Raw genomic sequence first — 19,370 nt, forward strand, 5'->3', positions numbered from 1 at the left:
TAAATGATAACGGCTCGTATTTGCATTTGATACCCATTCTCTTGAATGGGCATGCAACAGTGGGTTCAGCGCATTGCACGCAGACCCAGCAGGCCACGGCGCTTGAACCACCATTCCAGCGGCAGCGTCACCAGCGGCGGGATGGCTGCCAGCAGCGCCAGCGCACTGGCCCACCACGGCCAGCGCAGGCGCACCGCCGCGAACAGGGTGACTGCCACGTAGACCAGGAAGGCCGCGCCGTGCAGCGGCCCGAACAGCTTCACCAGCGCCACGTTGGCCATCGGACCGTACTTCATCCACATGCCGATGAGCAGGCCTGCCCAGGTCACGGCCTCGATGAAAGCGACAGCCGCGAACAGGCGTCCGGTCGGGTGCATGGGGGAACGTTGGGTCACGCGAAGCTCCGGCATCGGGATATCAAATGCGAATGATACGCAGATGCGAACCCCATGTAGAGTCGAGCCGTGCTCGACTGCTGGAGCGTGTCCACCAAGGAGGACACCTACCGGAGCACATGCGGCAGAACCTGCTCCCCGATCTCACGCAGCACCGCGTCCATCGGCCGCCCGTTGTCGACCAGGTTGAACATCACGTGCGCCACGCCCTGCGCATGCACGCGCAGCAGGTAGTCACGCAGGCCATCGCGGCCGACCTTCAGGCCCAGCGGCAGCGGCTCGGCGGGCGCCTGCGGATCGGCCTGCAGATCCAGCAGCATCGACTGCACGAACGGCTTGCCTGGGCCGCCGCGTTGCGCCAGCGCCTGCTGCCACAGGCCGATGCGCCCCTCCTGCGCGGCCTCCTCGCGATGATAGGTGGCCCAGCCTTCGGCCTCGCGCGCGATCCACTGCAAGCTCTGCCGTGCAGTGCCCACCACCAGCATCGGAATGCGGGCTGCCGGCGCCGGCAGCACGTCGAAGCCACCGGTCGCCCGCACTACGGCGGTCCGCTCATCGGCCTCCGGTGACAGCGCCGCGCGCAACAAGGTCCAGCGCTCACGGAAGGTCGCCGCCCTGCCCTCCAGATCCTCGCCGAATGCGGCGAATTCTTCCGGGCGGTCACCCGAACCCAGGCCCAGCACGAAGCGTCCGCCGCTGATCCGGTCCAGGCTCAAGGCCGATTTCGCCACCTGCAGCGGCTGCCGCAATGGCAGCACGATGGCCGCGCTGCCGACCACGATGCGCTCGGTCGCGGCGGCCAGCATGCCCAGCCACAGGAACGGATCGTCCAGCGCGCTCGCTGTCGCGTCCGGACCCTGCGGCACCATCAGCGGGACATCACGCGTCCACAACGCGGCAAAGCCCAGGTCATCCGCCAGTCGTGCGATGCGTCGGGCGTCATGCGGATCGGCCAGCCCATGTGACGCCATCGGCGTCATCAGGCCCAGGCTCAGGCCCTGCTGCGGAAACAAGGCAGCGTAAGCAGGATTGAAATCACTCATGCCGCCAGCTTAGCGTGCAGGCCTGCGGCAACGATGACGCGCCCCCCACCACCGGAAGAACACTGCATGCCGAGGATCCGCCCTGCCCACGTCGATGACCTGCCCGCGATCAGCGCGGTGTGCCTGGCTGCGTTCACTGCGGCGGTGGCGCCTTCGCTAAGTGCGGCCGGCATCGCCACCTTCGGCAGTATTGCCGCCGCCGAAGCGTTCGGCGCGCGCCTGCAGGGTGACAACCACATCCTGGTGGCCGAGCAGGACGGTCGCGTCGTCGGCGTGATCGAACTGAAGGAAGGCCGGCACCTGGCGATGCTGTTCGTCGATCCCGCCTGCCAAGGCCAAGGCATCGGCCATGCTTTGTTCGAGGCGGTGCTTCCGCAGGTGCGCGAGCCGGTCGTGACCGTGCGCGCCTCGCTCAATGCAGTGCCAACCTACCTGCGCTACGGCTTCGCGCTGGACGGCGAGGTCGGCGAGTTCAATGGGTTGGTGTATCAGCAGATGGTGCGGGCAGCGACCTGAAGGCATCCGCCCGGCGTTGCCCGGCGATGCCCGGTGGGCGTCATGCCCTGCAGCACGCCCGTCATAAGCAAACTGAATCAGCAGGCCCCCCGGCGGTTCCTACAATGGCCTGTCACCCTGCCCTTCGAGATGCTGCCGATGCGCGTCGCGCTTTCCGTGTTGCTGCTGGCTTCGGCGCTGAGCGCCTGCACCCCGGCCCCGGTTTCCACCGCCAACTCCGCCGAGGCGCCCGCGTTGGCCAAGGAAATCTCCTGGCGCCAGGGCGATGTGGACGATGCCTTCGCCGAAGCCGCCGACAGCGGCAAGCCGGTGCTGCTGTACTGGGGCGCGGTCTGGTGCCCGCCGTGCAACCAGCTCAAGGCGGGCCTGTTCAAGGACCCGGCCTTCATCGCGCTGACCAGCAAATTCGTTCCCGTCTACCTGGACGGCGACGAGGAAGGTGCGCAGGCCTGGGGCGAGCGCTTCGGCGTACGCGGCTATCCGACCCTGATCGTGCTGGACCCACAGCGCAACGAAATCACCCGTGTAGCCGGTGGAAACGATGCGGCCGAACTGACCCGCGCATTGACCGTGGCCGCCGGCCGTCGCAGCGCGGTCGCCGCTACGCTGGCCACCGCGCTCGCCACGCCGGACAGGCTGGCCGCCGAGGATTGGCAGGTGCTGGGCGACTACGGCTGGGAAGTGGACGCCAATCGCCTGGCCGGTGAGCGCAAGAGTGCCGACGTGCTGCGCCAGCTTGCCAGAACCGCACCGGATGCCGCCCTGCAGCGCCGCTTCGCGCTGCTTGCCTTGGCAACGGCCGAAAAGCCCGATGCCTCGCCCACCGAAGTACGCGAGCTGCTGCAGGCGGTGCTGGCGCAACCGGCGGAAGTGCGCCGCAACCGTGAGTTGCTGGGCTATGCAGGCGTGCAGCTGGTCAAGCAGGCCAGTGCCGGGCCGGCCACCAGCAATACGCTGGGACAGCAGCTGCTGGTCGCGCTGGAGCGCGCAGATGCCGAGCGCGGCGACCGCGCCGACGACGCGTTGTCGCGTGCGCTGACCGAAGTATCCCTTGCCCGCCAGCAGCAGCCGAAGGGTGGATTGCCCGCCGCGCTGGTTGATCGGGTCAAGCAGCGCGTGGCTGCTGCCGATGCCGCCGCCACCGATGCGCATGCACGCCAGGCCACGATCAGCAGCGCGGTCTATGCCCTGCGCCAGGTCGGTGACGACGCAGGTGCCGAGGCGCTGTTGCTGGCCGAGCTGAGGCGCAGCGAGCAGCCGTACTACTACATGCCCGAGCTGGCCGAACTGGCCGAGCAGCGCGGCGACACCGCCGGTGCGCTGGAGTGGTTGAAGCGTGCCTACGACGGTGCCCAGGGCCCGGCCACCCGCGTGCAATGGGGCGTGCTGTACGTGGAGGGCCTGCTGAAGCTGGCGCCGGACGACGCACCACGCATCGAGCAGGCCACCGCATCGCTGATCGCCGAACTGGAAGCGCAGCCGTCGGGTTACCACCAGCGTACCCGCCAGCGCTTCGAGCGCCTGGCCGGGCAGTTGAAGACGTGGAGCGGCAAGCACCAGGGTGCGGAGACGCTGGCGCGGCTGCAGCAGCGGATGCAGCAGGCATGCGGTGACCCGGTGGATGGTGCGTGCAAGGACTGGTTGAGCTGAGTTGATGAAAACGCTGGCGGCGGGCACATCAGCGCGCCGGTGAGGTTCGAAAAGCGGGTTCTGGTAGTGCCGGCCGCTGGCCGGCAACCCGACCTTCGCTGCTTGCCGGCCAGCGGCCGGCACTACCATGCCGCTCTTTCACGCATTTCAATCCTTCCCCTTGACCTCAACCAATGTTTAGGTGCGATAACGATCTCCCCACGGCCAGCCCCTCTGGCCTTCCCCACGGAGACTGCTTCGATGTCGTACTCGCTTCCCCCGCTCCCCTACGCCTACGACGCCCTTGAGCCGCATTTCGATGCGCGCACGATGGAGATCCACCACAGCAAGCACCACCAGACTTACGTCAACAACCTCAACGCCGCCATCGAGCAGGCCGGCATCGCCGAGCAGCCGGTCGAGGCACTGATCGCCCGGCTCGATACCGTGCCCGAGGCCCAGCGCGGCGCCATCCGCAACAACGGCGGTGGCCACGCCAACCACAGCCTGTTCTGGACCGTACTCAGCACCAACGGTGGTGCACCCGATGATGAGCTGGCCGCCGCCATCGACCGCGATCTTGGCGGCTTCGATGCCTTCAAGGATGCCTTCACCAAGGCGGCGCAGACCCGCTTCGGCAGCGGCTGGGCCTGGCTGACCAGCGATCGCGATGGCCGCCTGCAGGTGGAAAGCAGCGCCAACCAGGACAGCCCGCTGATGGGTGCAGCCGTTGGCCTGTCCGGCAACATCCCGATCCTCGCACTGGATGTCTGGGAACACGCCTACTACCTGCACTACCAGAACCGTCGCCCGGACTACATCGGTGCGTTCTTCAACATCATCAACTGGGCCGAGGTCGGCCGGCGCTACCGCCAGGCCAGGGCCTCATGAGCGCCGAGACACTGCCGTACGCCGGCCCGTGGGCGGGGGTCTTCCCCGCCCCGGCGCCGGTGCCGTCGGTCGAGATGCCGCCGCGTGCCCTGCGGCGGCTGCTCGGCCACTTTCCTACCGGCGTGGCCATCGTCTGCACGCGCGACGCGCAGGGCAAGCCCATCGGCCTGACCATCAATTCGTTCGTGCCGGTGTCATTGCAGCCGCCCCTGGTGCTATGGAACCTGGCGTTGCACGCGCAGAGTCTGTCCACCTTCCAGCGCGCCACCCGCTTTGCGATCAGCGTGCTGGCGGCCGACCAGGAAACGCTGGCCCGGCGCTTCGCCGATCCGCAGGTACGCAACCGCTTCGACGGCCTGGCATTGCTGGATGACGGCGAGGACGCCCCACCGCGCATCGCCGGTGCGGTCGCCCATCTCACCTGTACCCGCCACGCGATGTGGCCGGTGGGCGATCACCTGCTGCTGGCCGGACGCATCATCGAGGTTCACGAGAACGGCGGCGCCCCGCTGCTGTTCCATCGTGGCCGCTTCCAGCCCGGTCCCACCGAACTGCTGGTGGAGGTGCGTTGATGAACATCGAAGCCCTGGAATGCATGCTTGCCAACGGCAAGGACGGCGCACTGCTGCGCTTCGGCCTGGGCAAGGGCTGGCTGGATGCCGGCAACCCGGTACGCGCGGCGACCCATCTGGGCCGTTGCGTGGTTCTTGATCCGCAGTACTCGGCGGCCTGGAAGCTGCTGGGCAAAGCCTGGCTGGCCAGTGGCCAGCCGCAGGCGGCGCGCGAAGCATGGCAACGCGGCCTGAGCGTGGCCGGCAGCAAGGGCGACCAGCAGGCACGCAAGGAAATGCAGGTGTTCCTGCGACGCCTGGACCGCGAGCAGGCGGACCTGGCGAAAGCGGGCTGAGTCGATCAGCCCGCGTTGGCCGATGCCGGTGCGGACATGATGTCCGACATCGGCAGGCGGCGCGGCTTGCTCGGGAACGCGTGGCGCAGGATGCGCCAGACCACCTGGCCGAACTGGCGCGGCAGCGAGCCGTTGTTGTAGTGCTGGCCGTAGCGGCGGCAGATGTCCTTCACTTCCTTGGCAATGGCCGCATAGCGGTTGGCCGGCAGGTCCGGGTAGAAGTGGTGCTCGATCTGGTGGCTGAGGTTGCCCGACAGCACGTTGATCAGGAAGCCACCGCTGATGTTGGACGAACCCCGCAGCTGGCGCAGGTACCAGTGGCCGCGCGATTCATTGCGCAGGCATTCCTTCGGGAAGGTTTCCGATTCGGCGGTGAAGTGGCCGCAGAAGATGATCACGTAGGTCCAGATGTTGCGCAGGCCGTTGGCCACCATGTTGCCCAGCATCACGGTGAGGAAGAACGGGCCGGCCAGCAGCGGGAAGAACACGTAGTCCTTCAGCACCTGGCGGGCCATTTTCCGCGCCACCGGGCGGGTCTGCAGCCACATCGCACGGCCACTGATACGCCCCTTCAGCCAACGGCCCAGGCGCAGGTCCTGCGCGGCCACGCCCCACTGGAACAGCAGCGCGAAGATCGGCGCGATGATCGGCTGCAGCAGGTAGAACGGCTTCCAGCGCTGTTCCGGGAAGATGCGCAGCAGGCCGTAGCCGATGTCATCGTCCATGCCGCGCACATTGGTGTAGGTGTGGTGGCGGAAATTGTGGGTCTTGCGCCAGTTGTCGGCGGTGGCAACGATGTCCCACTCGTAGGTATTGCCGTTGAGCTTGGGGTCGCCGGTCCAGTCGAACTGGCCGTGCATCACGTTGTGGCCCAGTTCCATGTTCTCCAGGATCTTGGACAGCGCCAGCAGCAGCGTGCCGGTGATCGCGGCCGGCCACAGCAGCGGCATCCAGAACAGCGGCGAGAACGCCGCCAGGAACAGCAGGCCACGGCCGCCCACGCCGAACCAGCGCACGGCGGCGGCCACGCGGCGGATATAGCGGGTATCGGAGGCACCGAGGCTGTCGATCACACGGTCGCGGATCGCGTCGAGTTCCTCGCCGAAGGCATGCATCTCGGCAGTACTCAAGGCACGGTCGGTAGCGCGGGTCATGGCAGGCGTCCTCAGAGATCCAGGGTCAGGTCGGTGGTCGGTGCGCTCACGCAGATCCGCACCGGCTGTGCCGATTCGGACTGCAGGTCGCCGGTGCGCAGGTGGCGGGTGGCGCCACTGACGCGATCACAGGTGCAGGTGTTGCAGATGCCCATGCGGCAACCGTGCTTGGGCTTGATGCCATGCGCTTCCAGGCTTTCCAGCAGCGAGCGGCCACGTGGCACGCTCAGCTGGCGGCCACTGCGGGCCAGGGTCAGCGACACTTCACCCTCACTGCTGGCATCGCGCAGCGGCGCCGGCGGGGCGAAGGCTTCGGCCTGGAAGCCGGCCACCTGGTGCGCCAGGCGTTCGCGCGCGGCGGCAACGAACCCATCCGGGCCGCAGGCCAGCACATGGCGCTGCGCCAGCGGCGTGTCATCGCCCGCCACCTGCAGATCGTGGGTATCGATGCGCGCGGCCGGCGCCTCACCCTCGCGGGTGGTCAGCAGGTGCACGCGCAGGTTCGGATGTGCCGCGGCCAGCGCCTGCAGCTCATCACGGAACTGCAGATGGGCAGCGGTGCGCTCCCAATAGAACAGGTCCACCGGTGCTGCCAGCGGGCGCTGGCAGGCGTCGCGCAACAGGCTGCGCATCGGCGTGATGCCACTGCCGGCAGCCAGCAGCAGCACCGGCGCCGCGGCCGGCATATGGAACTCGCCGAAGGCGGCATCGAGGCGGAACAGTTCGCCCGGCTGCGCGTGGTTGACCAGATGCTGGCTGACCCGGCCGCCGTCGATCGCCTTGACGGTGATCGCCAGCTCGCGCCGACCCAGTGCGGTAGGACTGTAGCTGCGCTGCCACAGGCGTCCTTCAATCTCGACGCCGAGGGTGACGTGCTGGCCAGCGCGCATGCCGGCCCAGTGCCGGTTGGTGCGCAGGACCAGGGTCGCCGCGCCCTCGCCGGCCGGCTCACGCCGGACCAGGCGGGCCACCGGCTCGCGCAGGGTCCACAGGGGATTGAGCTGGCCCGCCCAGAAATCGAACAGCGACGGCGAGACCCAGCGGTACGGAGAGAACAGGGACGGACGGACGACAGCGCTCATGAGCGAACTATACGGGCGCACATACACCTGTGTATACATGTGTATATTGAACCGGATTGGGTATGATTCAGCCTCGCCCCACCGGAACCCCCATGGCCGCCGCCACCGCCTTGTCGACGCCCGAAGATGCCAACAGCCCGGCCCGCCGCACGGTGAGCCGCGAGGATCTGCTGGCCGCCGCCCTGAAACTGATCGGGCCGCACCGCAGCCTGTCCACGCTCAGCCTGCGCGAAGTGGCACGTGAGGCCGGCATCGCGCCAAACAGCTTCTACCGGCAGTTCCGCGACATGGATGAGCTGGCCGTGGCGCTGATCGACGCCGCCGGCCGCTCGCTGCGCACCATCATCGGCGAGGCCCGCCAGCGCGCCACATCCACCGCCACCAGCGTGGTGCGGGTCTCGGTGGAGACCTTCATGGAGCAGCTGCGCGCCGACGACAAGCTGCTGCACGTGCTGCTGCGCGAGGGTGCAGTCGGCTCGGACGACTTCAAGCACGCGGTCGAACGCGAGCTGCACTACTTCGAGGAAGAGCTGCAGCACGACCTGGTGCGCCTGGCCGCACTGGATGGCGCCGTGCTGCATGCCCCGGAACTGGTGGCCAAGGCCATCACCCGGCTGGTGTTCGCGATGGGCGCTACCGCCATGGACCTGCCGCCGGAAAAGGATCCGGAACTGGTTGAACAGATCTCCACGATGATCCGCATGATCATCGTCGGCGCCCGTACCCCCGCCGCGTTCCGCCGCGGCTGACGATCGCCCCCTGGGGTCGGATCCCTTTCCAAAGGAAAGGGCTCTGACTCCAGCCTCTCTGCCCGCACGGCAACTCCATCCTCCGGACATGACCACCGGCAGGGTTAGGCCTCTAGGTGTAATGTTATAACACCACCATGATGTGACTCGGCCGGCACTCCATTCGGAATTGCTGCGGCTTCGTTATATAGCACTTGCTATATTCATAAGCCGCTGCTTTCATATGCGTCAGCCAGGTCGCCCTCGCCGCCTTTCTTCCCCCAAGGACGACGCCCTCATGCCCGTTGCCACACCCCTCTTCCATCGGCTGCCCCTGGCCGCCGCCATTGCCCTGACCCTGCCGCTGCCCGCGCTCGCCGCCACCCCGCGACCGACCGAGCTGGACCGCGTGCAGGTGAAGGTCAGCACTGCCACCCGCAGCGAACGCCTGCTATCCGATGTTCCGATCCGCACCGAAGTGCTGCGCAAGGAAGACATCGCGCTGCGCGCGGCCACCGACTTCTCGCGCGCCGCCGAGCTGATCAACGGCCTGCGCGTGGAAAGCAACTGCCAGAACTGCAATACCAGCGAAGTGCAGCTGCTGGGCCTGCCGGGAGCGTACAACCAGCTGTTGTTCGATGGCATTCCGCTGCTGTCCACGCTTGGCAGCGTCTATGGCCTGGAGCAGATTCCGGCCGGGTTCGTCGATCGCATCGAAGTGGTCAAGGGCGGTGGCTCGGCGCTGTACGGCCCGGGCGCGGTGGCCGGTGTGATCAACCTGATTCCGCCGCTGCCGGCACGTAGCGGCGGACATGCGCAGGCCGGCGTGGACGTACTGAAGGGCACGCCGCAGAAGAATGCCGACGTGCGCCTGGACCTGGTGGCGAAAGACGCCGACGCAGGGCTTTCAGTGATTGCCCAACGCAACTGGAACAGCGGCATCGACTACAACGGTGACGGCTACACCGAAATCACCCGCAAGAACCTCAAGGTCGGCGGGCTGCAGGCCTGGTATGCGCCCACGCCGGGCACGCGGCTGCGCCTGGACCTGCAGGTGACCGATGAAACCCGCCGCGGAGGCAACCGCCTGGACCAGCCCGAGTACCTGGCCAACATCGCCGAATCGCTGGATACGAAGTACCGGCGCGGTAGTGTGTCGTGGGACCAGGAGGTCAATGCCGACGTCGATTTCCGCCTGGCCTACGCCTTCGCCGACATCGACCGCGACAGCTTCTATGGCGGTCTGGGCGACGTTGTCACCGATCCGTCCGCACCCGGCTATGACCCCTCGCAGCTGGACCCGAACGTAGCCGGCAGCGCGGCCTCGCGTTCGTGGCGGCAGTACGGCCGCACCCACAATCCGCTGCACTACATCGACAGCCAGTTGAACTGGCGGTTGGGCGCGCACGCGCTGGCCTTCGGCGTGCAGTACAAGCACGAGGCACTGCGCGACGACAACCGCACCGGTGACGGGCAGCGCCTTGCGGTGCTGGAGGACGCCACCTTCCACAACCTGGGCGCCTTCATCCAGGACGAGTGGAGCCTGCGCGACAACGTCGATCTGGTGCTGGGTGCACGCGTGGACAAGAGCTCGGAGCTGGACAGCGCGGTGTTCTCGCCGCGCATCGCGCTGGCCTGGCAGGCCACGCCGAACCTGAAATGGCGCGCTGGCGTCGCCACCGGCTTCCGTGCACCGGAGATATTCGTCGAGGACGTGCATGTCGATACGCTGGGTGGCGAGCAGGTGCGCGTGCGCAACACCGATGGCCTGAAGGAGGAGCGCGCGCTGACCACCCTGTTCGGCTTCGACTGGCGTTCGGACCCGGCCAATCCGGTGTGGAGCTGGGATGCCACCGCCTCCTATGCACGCATCCGCGACACCTTCGCACTGGGTGAGATCCAGCGCGGCGATGACGGACAGCTGAGCCAGCTGCGCTACAACGCTTCCGGCTCCAACGTGCTGGGCGCGGAAACCAACCTGGGTTGGCAGCCGTCGCCGCAATGGCGCCTGACCGCCGGGGCTTCGTGGTACCGCTCGCGCTTCCGCGAACCGCAGCGCATCTTCGACGACACCGGCGACGGTGGCGACACCGTCATCGAAAGCCGCGACTACCTGAAGACCCCGCGCTGGACCGGTCTGGCCCAGCTCAGCTGGATGCCCGCCGAGCCGTGGGAGACCTTCGTCGCGCTGCGCCATACCGGCCCGATGTCGGTACTGAACAACCGGTTGGGCGAGCTGCACCGCACGCGTTCGTTCCTGGTCACCGACCTTGGTGCGCGCTGGCACCGGCATCTGGGCGCGCAGGCGCAGCAGGAAGTGTCGGTGGCTGCAGGCGTCAAGAACGTCTTCGATCAGCGCCAGAAGGATCTGGAGGTGGGCGCGCTGCGTGACAGCGACTACGTCTACGGACCGCGTTTCGCGCGCTCCTGGTACGTCAACCTTCGCTATGCGTTCTGATCCACTACGAGCGCTGTTGCTGGCCTGTGCCGTGCTGCTGGCCGCACCGGCGATGGCTGCGGATCTGCACGCGCAGGTCTCGGCCTCGCTGATGCGGCCGGAACAGCGTTCGCTGCGGCCGATGCAGTGGACGCCGCCGCCGAAACTGGTGGCACTGTACTTCGGTGCCGACTGGTGTGCACCGTGCCATGCCTTCGTACCCACGCTGCGCAGCGTGCGCGATGCGCTGCGCGAGGCTGGCGCCGATACCGAAGTGGTGTACGTCAGTCTGGATGAGAGCGAGAGCGCGCTGCGCCGCTACATGCACGCGCAGGAGATGCCGTGGCCGGTACTGGACCCGCGCCGCGCCGCACGAATGCCGGCGCTGCAGGCATTGGCCGGGCTGGCACCGCCGAATCTGGTGCTGATCGATGCCGACGGCAAGGTGTTGGCCAATGGCTGGCAAGGCCGGCGCTATGAAGGCCTGCAGCCGGTATTGAAGGAATGGACGAAACAGGCGTGTGCGCAGGAACAGGCGCGTTGCCCGCCTGGATTGTAGGGTCGCGCGAAATGCCGCCGGGCATGGCCCGGCGCTACCGTTACGGCGCCCCGCCCTCGGCCTTGCGCACGAAGGCTTCAAACAACGCCAGCGTCTGCTCGCTCACATGGTGCTCGATGCCCTCGGCATCGCGCCGCGCGGTATCGGCGTCCACGCCCAGCGCCAGCAGGAAACGCTCCACGGTCTGGTGACGCTGGCGGCTGGCATGTGCCAGCGCCTCGCCTTCCGGGGTCAGGAACACGCCGCGGTACGGCCGCTGCACCACCCAGCCATCGCGGGCCAGGCGCCGCAGCATCTTCGCCACCGTGGGCTGGGCCACGCCCAGGCGGGTGGCGATGTCGACCTGGCGAGCCTCGCCGCCGTCGGCCAGCAGGTCCGAGATCAGCTCGACATAGTCCTCCACCAGCTCCATCCGGTGCGCCTCGCGCACTTGGCGAAAGCTCTCGACCTGGCGCTCGGCCTCGATCAAGGGGGTGCTTTTCAGCGATGTCGAATCGTCGGTCTTGCCCACGCCTGCGCCTGTCCTTCCGGGGTGATCCGGTGTTGAACCTGAATTCTGGACCAGTAACGCGATAAAGACGATTGTTTCACATTGCTAATGACTATAGCAGGAGCTATATTCGAGCCCATGAACACCCTGGCACCCCGCGACCCTTCGGCCTCCACTGCGGCCAGCCTGGGCGCGCTCAACGCCTCGGTGGCGGTGCCCGACAAGGGGCACTGGTGGTTCCGCCTGCTGGCCTTCCTCGGCCCGGGCTACATGATCTCGGTCGGCTACATGGACCCGGGCAACTGGGCCACCGACCTCGCCGGCGGTTCGCGCTTCGGCTACCTGCTGCTGTCGGTCATCCTCATTTCCAACCTGATGGCGGTGATCCTGCAGGCGCTGTCGGCGCGGCTGGGCATCGCCACCGGCATGGACCTGGCGCAGGCCTGCCGCGCGCGTTACCCGAAGCCGGTGAACCTGGCGCTGTGGGCGCTGTGCGAGGCGGCGATCATCGCCTGCGACCTGGCCGAAGTGATCGGCACCGCGATCGCATTGAAGCTGCTGTTCGACCTGCCGCTGCTGTGGGGCGCGGTGATCACCGCACTGGACACGCTGCTGGTACTGCTGCTGATGAACCGCGGCTTCCGGGCACTGGAAGCCTTCGTGATCGCGCTGCTGATGGTGATCTTCGGCTGCTTCATGGTGCAGATCGCCCTGGCCGCACCGCCGGTGATGGACGTGCTGGGCGGATTCATTCCGCGCGCGCAGGTAGTGACTGATCCGCACGCGCTGTACATCGCGATCGGCATCATTGGTGCCACGGTGATGCCACACAACCTGTACCTGCATTCGTCCATCGTGCAGACCCGCGCCTATCCGCGCACCGACGAGGGCCGTCGCAGTGCCCTGCGCTGGGCGGTGACCGACAGCACCCTTGCGCTGACCCTTGCACTGTTCATCAACGCCAGCATCCTGATCCTGGCGGCAGCGGTGTTCCATGCCAACGGCCGATTTGATGTGGAAGACATCGAGCAGGCCCACCAGCTGCTGGCGCCGATGCCGGGCGTGGGCGCAGCGGCGACGTTGTTCGCGGTCGCCCTGCTGGCCTCCGGTCTGAATTCGACAGTGACCGCCACGCTGGCGGGCCAGATCGTGATGGAAGGCTTCCTGCACCTGCGCCTGCCGCCGTGGCTGCGGCGGCTGATCACGCGGGCGCTGGCCATCATTCCGGTGGTGGTGGTGATCATGCTGTTCGGCGACCAGGGCGCGGTAAAGCTGCTGGTACTGAGCCAGGTGGTGCTGTCGATGCAGCTGCCGTTCGCGATCATCCCGTTGGTGCGGATCGTGACCGACAAGGTGACGATGGGCGCGCTGGTGGCCCCGCGCTGGCTGGGCGCGATGGCCTGGGTGATCGCGCTGGTGATCGTGGTGTTGAACGTGAAGCTGCTGGTGGATACCTTCAGCGGCGGGTGATGCCAAACGCCGGGCTCGGTCCTGCCCCAAGTAGATCCACGCCATGCGTGGATGCTCTTGTGGAGTCGAGCCATGCTCGACTCATCGCGCAACGCGCGAAGAGCAGCCGAGCATGGGCTCGGCTCTACAGTAAATTCCACGCCATGCACTGTTGCCCAGTAGATCCACGCCATGCGTGGATGCTCTTGTAGAGTCGAGCCATGCTCGACTCATCGCGCACCGCGCCAACAACAGCCGAGCATGGCTCGGCTCTACAGGGATCAGGATCGAGCGAACAGCAGTCGAGCATGGCTCGGCTCTACAAATGCAACGCGATCGCGGCCTCGATCTGCTGCGGCGACTGGAACCCGGCCAGGCGCGTGCGTTCGTCACCGTCACGGAACAGGGACAGCGTCGGCGTCTGCCGCAGCCCCAGCTCCCTGAAGAACGCCTCACCCAGCACTTCCAGCTGCACGCGCAGCAGGGTCGTGCCCTGCCCCGCCACGCTGTTGGCCACCCGGTGCAACGACATCTCCAGCATCCGGCACCCCGGGCACTGGTCCTTGTGAAAATCCACCAGCACCCGCGGGTGTTCGGCCAACAGCTGCTGGAACTGCTCAGGCGTGGTGGCGTCGATGATCTGCATCGGTGTTGCTCCAATAGTGGGCCAGGACCGCGGCGGTCCAGGCCTCGATGGCCCCGGCATGGCGTTGACCATGCGGCATCTGTTCGATTTCCAGCGGCGGATAGTCGCTGCGGAAGTAGCGGATCAGCCGGTGCACGGCGCCGCAGTAGTACTCCTGCCCCCACTGCGTTTCACCGGTGCCGAACACCGCCAGCTGCCGTGGCCGCTCGCCGCGCTCGGCGATGCCTGCCACCCATGCCTTCATCTCCGACGGCGTGCGGCCGGCGTTGTCAGTCCAGCAGCCCAGCAGCACCAGGTCGGCCTCGTCGGCCGCCAGTGGCGGCGCCTGGCGCAGGTCGTCCGCCTCCTGCCAGTGCACCGCATGGCCGGCGGCGCGGCAGCGCTCGGCGATCTGCCGGCCGAGTTCGCGGGTGTTTCCGCTCAACGAGGCAACCACCACCAGGATGCTCAGCGCGGCGCCTGGCTCAGAGGTCGTCGAAGCCGTTGTCGACGTTGGTCTTCTTGTAACTTGCATTGCGCATCTCGAAGAAGTCGGTCTTGGTTTCGGTGAAGTTATCGGCGTAGGCCTTGATCCACGGCATCACGTTGTCGGTGGTGTCGCTGTACAGGCGCTCGATGCCGAGCATGCCGGCCATCTTGTTGGCGCGGTACTTCACGTAGCGCACCATCTCGTCCACGTCGATGCCGTCGATGCCATCCAGCACCTCCGACGACCACTGCGTCTCCAGCTCGATGGCGTGCTCGAACGATTGGTGCACGTAGGCGGTCAGCTCGTTGGTCTGCAGCTCGGGGTTCTCGCCGATGATGGCGCGGATCAACTCGCTGATGAACTTGGTATGCGCCAGCTCATCGCGGTTGATGAAGCTGATGATCTTGCCGGTGCCGTTCATGCGGTTCTGCCGCACCATGTTGTAGAAGTACGCGAACCCGGAATAGAAATTGATGCCCTCCAGGATCGAGGACTGGATCAACGACCTGAGCAGGGTCTCGGCGGTCTTCTCGCGCATGAAATCGTCATACGCCCCCATGATCGGCGCATTGCGCTTGATGATGGTCGGGTGGGTGCGGGCGATCTCGAAGATGCGGTTCTGGTTCGGCAGGTCGGTGATCGAGGCCAGCACGTAGCTGTAGCTCTCGTTGTGGATCACTTCCTGCTGCCCGATGATCGCCGCGTTGGCGTGCGCGGCCGGGTCGGTGATGTACTCGGCCACGTTGTAGATGAAGCGCGTCTGCGGTGAATCGAGCGTGGCGAGCAGGCCGATGATGGAGTCGTAGGCGTTCTTTTCGCGTGCGTTGAGCTCGCCGTACTGGCGGGCATCGAGCTTCATGTCGACCTCGTCGGGAATCCAGAAGTTGGTCGACAGCTCCTTGTAGGCCCGATAGAACGACGGGTATGGGATGTCGTTCCAGTTGAGGATGCCACTGGTGCGCCCGTTGATGATGCCGGTGCTGCGGTTGGGATGGCGTGGTTCGAGGATCTTGATGCGGTCGAGGGGGGTTGCCATGGTTTTCTGCCTTCGTTCTCTTTCCATCGTGTTGCCGGCCAGCGGCCGGCACTACCGTGGATCGCGGGGTTGCCGGCCAGCGGCCGGCACTACCCTGGACGCGGTGCTGCCGGCCAGCGGCCGGCGCTACCGCGAGTCGTCGGTGATCAGCTGGAGCACCATTCGCATTCGCTGATGTCGATGTCGTTGGAGCGCACGTAGTAGGTGGTCTTCAGGCCTTCGCGCCAGGCGCTCAGGTGCAGCTCCAGCAGGGTGCTGGCGCGGATCGTGCTGGGCACGTACAGGTTGAAGCTGATCGACTGGTCGACATGGCGCTGGCGGCGCGCGTTCTGGCGCACGCTGGCGAACTGGTCGACCTTGTAGGCGCCCTTCTCGTAGTACTGCCAGGTTTCCAGCGACAGGCCCGGCGCCGCCACCGGCCGCCGGAAGTCCTTCTTTTCCTCGTAGTAGAACGCACTGTAGATCGGGTCGATGGAGGCGGTGGAGCCGGCAATCTGCGCGGTGCTCATGTTCGGCGCGACGGCCAGCAGCCAGCCATTGCGCAGGCCATGCGTGGCGACCTCGCGGGCCAGGCTGTCCCACGCGGCGCCGCTGTAGTCGCGGTCACGGAAGTAACGCCCGTTGTGCCAGTCGCTGCCCGCGAACATCGGGTAGCTGCCCTTCTCCTTCGCCAATTGCGCGCTGGCCTGGATGGTCAGGAAGTTGATGCGTTCGTAGAGGCGGTCGGCCAACTCTTCGGCATCCGGTGATTCCCACTGGATTGCCTGCTGCGCCAGCAGGTGGTGCCAACCGAACGTGCCCAGGCCGATGGCGCGGTACTTGCGGTTGGTGATCGTGGCCTGCGGCACCGGCAGCGCATTGAGATCGATCACGTTGTCGAGCATGCGCACCTGGATCGGGATCAGGCGCTCCAGCACGTCGGTGGCCAGCAGGTCATCCGGCGCACTGATCGCCCGGCCGAGGTTGATCGAGGACAGGTTGCAGACCACGAAGTCACCGGCCCGCCGTGTGGTGACGATCTGGTCGCCGCTGACGATCTCCTGGATCATCCGCGTCGGGCTCATGTTCTGCAGGATCTCGGTGCACAGGTTGCTGGAATAGATCATGCCCGCGTGCTTGTTCGGGTTCCGGCGATTGACCTCATCGCGGTAGAACAGGAACGGGTTGCCGGTCTCCAGCTGGCTGAGCATGATCCGCTTGAACAGATCGATGGCCTTCACCGTGCGGCGGCTGATGCGCTCGTCGGCCACCAGTTCCGCATAGCGGTCACGGAAGCTGCCCGAGCCGCGCTTCTCGTCGTAGAAGTCCTGCAGGTACCAGCCCTTGGCCTGCTTTACCTCGTGCGGGTCGAACAGGTACCAGTCGGCGCGACGCTCGACCGCTTCCATGAACAGGTCGGGCACGCACACCGAGGTGAACACATCGTGCGCGCGCAGGCGCTGGTCGCCGTTGTTGAGGCGCAGGTCCATGAAGGCTTCGATGTCGCGGTGCCAGATGTCCAGGTACACCGCCACCGCGCCCTTGCGCTGGCCAAGCTGGTCGACCGACACCGCGGTGTTGTTGAGCTGCTTGATCCAAGGCACCACGCCGCCGGAGGAATTGGCCACGCCGCGGATCGGTGCGCCACTGCTGCGCACATAGCCCAGGTAGGCACCAACGCCGCCGCCATGCTTGGACACGCGGGCGATATCGGTGTTGGAGTCATAGATGCCCTGCAGGCTGTCGTCCACCGTGTCGATGAAGCAGCTGGACAGTTGCCCGCCCACCTTGCCGGCGTTGGCCAACGTCGGTGTGGCTACCGTCATGTACAGGTTGGACAGCGCCCAGTACGCCTCGCCGACCAGCTGCATGCGCCGCTCACGCGGTTTTTCTTCCTGCATGAGGTACAGCGCGATGGTCAGCCAACGCTCCTGCGGCAGCTCGTAGACCTCGCGGCTGCGATCGCTCGCCAGATAGCGCGTGGCCAGCAGGTACAGGCCGTTGTAGGCGAACAGTCGGTCGCGTTCCGGGTCGATCATCTCGCCGGCCTGCTGCAGCTCTTCCTTGGAATAGCAGCGCAGGATGTCGTTGCTGTAGATGCCGCGGTCGGCCAGGCTTTCCTGCAGGCCCACATACGAGCCGTACTTCAGGCCGACGTCGTAGAAGCGGTTGCGGCTGGCACGCTTGTACAGGCGGCGCAGGTAGATGCGCGCGGCAAACTGTTCCCACTCCGGTGCGACCAGGTCCACGCGCGACTCGGCCTCACGGATCAGCAGATCGACCAGGTCGTCGGCACTGATACTGGGCTTGCGCTCGACCATCGCCTGCACCACGCGGCGGTAGTCGCTCACATCCAGCTGCGGGAACTCGGCATGCACGGCATCGATGCTGCGCTGCAGGCGCTCGGCGTCGAACGGCAGGCGGCGGTTGCCGGCCTCCTTGGTGATCCAGGTCGGCACGCGCTCGCCACCGGCGCGCAAGGCGTCGCCAGCGCCGGCCAGATCGGCCACGCGGAAGGTACTGTCGGTCATGGTGGTGAAACTCCAGGCTCGCACGCGCGTTGGCGGTCGATGCCATGGCGGCCCTGCACGCGATACCGGCGCACGGGGCGAACGGGTGGATTGCCAGGGCACGGGAACGTAGGTCGTCGGCATCTGCCTGCGCCTGCGGCCGGTATCCGGGCCGTGGGGGCGACCTGCGTCCGCACGATGGCGGCCGCGTCGACACGGCAAGCCTCAGGGGCGGGCCGCGGGACGTTTGCTGCATGTCCGGCGGCGGCGGCTGACCGGGAGTGACGGCCACAACATAGTGGGGATATCTCGAGTCGTCAACACAAGATGCGGTAATCAGCACATGTCGCGACGATCAGTCGCAGGATGCCGTGTTGCACCTGCGGCGCCTTGTCGACAACGCCTGCGTCCCCAGTTCGGTACAACATCAACTTTCCCCGGAACACCGCCCATGCGCGCTGCCCAGTACCCCTCCTTCGGCGACCCGGCCGACGTCCTTGCCATTGCCGATGCGCCGCTGCCCGAGCCCGGCCCCGGCGAGGTGCGCATCCGCACCGTGCTGGCCTCGATCCACAACCACGACCTGCTGACCGTGCGTGGCCTCTACGGCTACAAGCCGACGCTGCCGGCGATCGGTGGCAGTGAAGCACTGGGCGTGGTCGATGCACTCGGCGACGGTGTCGACGGCCTGCAGATCGGCCAGCGGGTTGCCGCCGCCTCGGTGCACGGCACCTGGGCCGAAGCGTTCATCGCACCGGCACGCATGGTGATTCCGATGCCGGAGGCGATCCCCGACGAAATGGCCGCACAGCTGATCGCCATGCCGCTGAGCGCGCTGATGCTGCTGGAGTTCCTGCACGTCGAGCCGGGCCAGTGGATCGTGCAGAACACCGCCAACGGCGCGGTGGGCAAGTCGCTGGCGATGCTGGCGCGGGCACGTGGCGTGCATGTGGCCAACCTGGTGCGCAATGCCGATGCAGTCGCGCAGTTGCAGGCGCTGGGCATCAATCATGTATTCGACACCTCGCTGGACGGCTGGAAGGATCGCGTGCGTGAGGCGACCGGCGAAGCACAGGCCGCGGCCGCGGTGGACTCCATCGGCGGCGACGCCAGCGGTGACCTGGTCGACCTGCTCGGCCACCACGGCACCCTGGTGTCGTTCGGTGTGATGAGCGGCGAACCCATGCGCATTCCCGCCGGCGGCCTGATCTACAAGGAAGCCACCGTGAAGGGTTTCTGGGGCAGCAAGGTCAGCCAGGCGATGGCGGTGGACGACAAGCGCCGGCTGGTTGGCGAACTGCTGAAGCGTGCGGCGAGCGGCGAACTGACCCTGCCGGTGGAGCAGATCTTCGCACTGGACGACATCGCCCAGGCGGCGAAGGCCGGTGCGGGTTCGGGCCGCAATGGCAAGGTGCTGCTGCGGCCCTGAGGGTCTCCGGGTCGGAGCCCT

19 protein-coding genes are annotated in these 19,370 nt (G+C 66.8%); 10 read left to right on the top strand and 9 right to left on the bottom strand.

The genetic code is table 11. The features are described 5' to 3' along the window. Positions 1 to 65: 65 nt before the first annotated feature. A complete protein-coding gene (locus EZ304_RS02370; protein WP_099553359.1) occupies positions 66 to 377 on the bottom strand; it encodes a DUF3817 domain-containing protein in 312 nt (103 codons plus the stop codon). Positions 378 to 502: 125 nt separating this feature from the next. Beyond that, positions 503 to 1,438, bottom strand: a complete 936-nt coding sequence (locus EZ304_RS02375; protein WP_142806164.1) for a TIGR03571 family LLM class oxidoreductase — start codon at positions 1,436 to 1,438, stop codon at positions 503 to 505. Positions 1,439 to 1,504: 66 nt separating this feature from the next. Between EZ304_RS02375 and EZ304_RS02380 the strand changes: the two genes are divergently transcribed. The 5 genes from EZ304_RS02380 (at position 1,505) to EZ304_RS02400 (ending at position 5,381) form a co-directional block, all read left to right on the top strand. Beyond that, positions 1,505 to 1,954, top strand: coding sequence for a GNAT family N-acetyltransferase (locus EZ304_RS02380; RefSeq protein ID WP_142806165.1), 450 nt, complete (start codon positions 1,505 to 1,507; stop codon positions 1,952 to 1,954). Positions 1,955 to 2,083: 129 nt separating this feature from the next. Continuing rightward, positions 2,084 to 3,604 carry a thioredoxin family protein gene (locus tag EZ304_RS02385; protein ID WP_142806166.1) on the top strand — a complete coding sequence of 507 codons (1,521 nt, stop codon included), beginning with the start codon at positions 2,084 to 2,086 and terminating at the stop codon, positions 3,602 to 3,604. A 240-nt stretch (positions 3,605 to 3,844) separates the two neighbouring features. Further along, on the top strand, positions 3,845 to 4,474 hold the full coding sequence (locus tag EZ304_RS02390; RefSeq protein ID WP_142806167.1) for a superoxide dismutase: 630 nt from the start codon (positions 3,845 to 3,847) through the stop codon (positions 4,472 to 4,474). Continuing rightward, entirely contained in the window at positions 4,471 to 5,046 is a 576-nt protein-coding gene (locus tag EZ304_RS02395) for a flavin reductase family protein (protein ID WP_099553348.1), read from the top strand. Before EZ304_RS02390 ends, EZ304_RS02395 begins: the two co-directional genes overlap by 4 nt. After that, positions 5,046 to 5,381: a tetratricopeptide repeat protein gene (locus tag EZ304_RS02400; RefSeq protein ID WP_142806168.1), complete on the top strand. Its 336-nt coding sequence runs from the start codon at positions 5,046 to 5,048 to the stop codon at positions 5,379 to 5,381. Before EZ304_RS02395 ends, EZ304_RS02400 begins: the two co-directional genes overlap by 1 nt. Positions 5,382 to 5,386: 5 nt before the next feature. Here EZ304_RS02400 and EZ304_RS02405 read toward each other — a convergent pair whose 3' ends face one another. Together EZ304_RS02405 and EZ304_RS02410 are read right to left on the bottom strand one after the other, a co-directional pair. Next, positions 5,387 to 6,535, bottom strand: a complete 1,149-nt coding sequence (locus tag EZ304_RS02405) for a fatty acid desaturase family protein (protein ID WP_099553346.1) — start codon at positions 6,533 to 6,535, stop codon at positions 5,387 to 5,389. An 11-nt stretch (positions 6,536 to 6,546) separates the two neighbouring features. Next, positions 6,547 to 7,617, bottom strand: a complete 1,071-nt coding sequence (locus EZ304_RS02410; RefSeq protein ID WP_185959213.1) for a ferredoxin reductase — start codon at positions 7,615 to 7,617, stop codon at positions 6,547 to 6,549. Between the two features lie 92 nt (positions 7,618 to 7,709). Here EZ304_RS02410 and fabR point away from each other — a divergent pair, with 92 nt between their 5' ends. From fabR to EZ304_RS02425, 3 genes are all read left to right on the top strand, one after another. Then, on the top strand, positions 7,710 to 8,366 hold the full coding sequence (gene fabR / locus EZ304_RS02415) for an HTH-type transcriptional repressor FabR (protein ID WP_005409961.1): 657 nt from the start codon (positions 7,710 to 7,712) through the stop codon (positions 8,364 to 8,366). Between the two features lie 277 nt (positions 8,367 to 8,643). Further along, complete coding sequence (locus EZ304_RS02420) at positions 8,644 to 10,803, top strand: TonB-dependent receptor plug domain-containing protein (protein ID WP_142806170.1); 2,160 nt, start codon at positions 8,644 to 8,646, stop codon at positions 10,801 to 10,803. Beyond that, entirely contained in the window at positions 10,793 to 11,341 is a 549-nt protein-coding gene (locus EZ304_RS02425) for a thioredoxin-like domain-containing protein (RefSeq protein ID WP_142806171.1), read from the top strand. The genes EZ304_RS02420 and EZ304_RS02425 overlap by 11 nt, the downstream gene beginning before the upstream one ends. Before the next feature lie 40 nt (positions 11,342 to 11,381). Here EZ304_RS02425 and mntR read toward each other — a convergent pair whose 3' ends face one another. Beyond that, positions 11,382 to 11,852, bottom strand: a complete 471-nt coding sequence (gene mntR, locus EZ304_RS02430) for a manganese-binding transcriptional regulator MntR (RefSeq protein ID WP_005413716.1) — start codon at positions 11,850 to 11,852, stop codon at positions 11,382 to 11,384. Between the two features lie 117 nt (positions 11,853 to 11,969). On the opposite strand from mntR, the gene EZ304_RS02435 reads away from it, so the two are divergent. After that, positions 11,970 to 13,301 carry an Nramp family divalent metal transporter gene (locus EZ304_RS02435; RefSeq protein ID WP_142806172.1) on the top strand — a complete coding sequence of 444 codons (1,332 nt, stop codon included), beginning with the start codon at positions 11,970 to 11,972 and terminating at the stop codon, positions 13,299 to 13,301. A 298-nt stretch (positions 13,302 to 13,599) separates the two neighbouring features. On the opposite strand, the gene EZ304_RS02440 is transcribed toward EZ304_RS02435, so the two are convergent. From EZ304_RS02440 to EZ304_RS02455, 4 genes are all read right to left on the bottom strand, one after another. Continuing rightward, positions 13,600 to 13,926 carry a thioredoxin family protein gene (locus EZ304_RS02440; RefSeq protein ID WP_005409967.1) on the bottom strand — a complete coding sequence of 109 codons (327 nt, stop codon included), beginning with the start codon at positions 13,924 to 13,926 and terminating at the stop codon, positions 13,600 to 13,602. After that, positions 13,898 to 14,365: a flavodoxin gene (locus EZ304_RS02445; RefSeq protein WP_142806173.1), complete on the bottom strand. Its 468-nt coding sequence runs from the start codon at positions 14,363 to 14,365 to the stop codon at positions 13,898 to 13,900. The genes EZ304_RS02440 and EZ304_RS02445 overlap by 29 nt, the downstream gene beginning before the upstream one ends. Before the next feature lie 25 nt (positions 14,366 to 14,390). Further along, a complete protein-coding gene (locus EZ304_RS02450; RefSeq protein WP_099553336.1) occupies positions 14,391 to 15,431 on the bottom strand; it encodes a ribonucleotide-diphosphate reductase subunit beta in 1,041 nt (346 codons plus the stop codon). A 146-nt stretch (positions 15,432 to 15,577) separates the two neighbouring features. Continuing rightward, positions 15,578 to 17,941, bottom strand: coding sequence for a ribonucleoside-diphosphate reductase subunit alpha (locus tag EZ304_RS02455; protein ID WP_142806174.1), 2,364 nt, complete (start codon positions 17,939 to 17,941; stop codon positions 15,578 to 15,580). A 430-nt stretch (positions 17,942 to 18,371) separates the two neighbouring features. Here EZ304_RS02455 and EZ304_RS02460 point away from each other — a divergent pair, with 430 nt between their 5' ends. Continuing rightward, positions 18,372 to 19,349 (top strand): zinc-binding dehydrogenase, encoded by a 978-nt coding sequence (locus EZ304_RS02460; RefSeq protein ID WP_142806175.1) that lies wholly within the window; start codon positions 18,372 to 18,374, stop codon positions 19,347 to 19,349. Positions 19,350 to 19,370 lie beyond the last annotated feature (21 nt).

This window comes from Stenotrophomonas maltophilia (genome assembly GCF_006974125.1).
In the GTDB taxonomy this organism is placed as follows: domain Bacteria; phylum Pseudomonadota; class Gammaproteobacteria; order Xanthomonadales; family Xanthomonadaceae; genus Stenotrophomonas; species Stenotrophomonas maltophilia_O.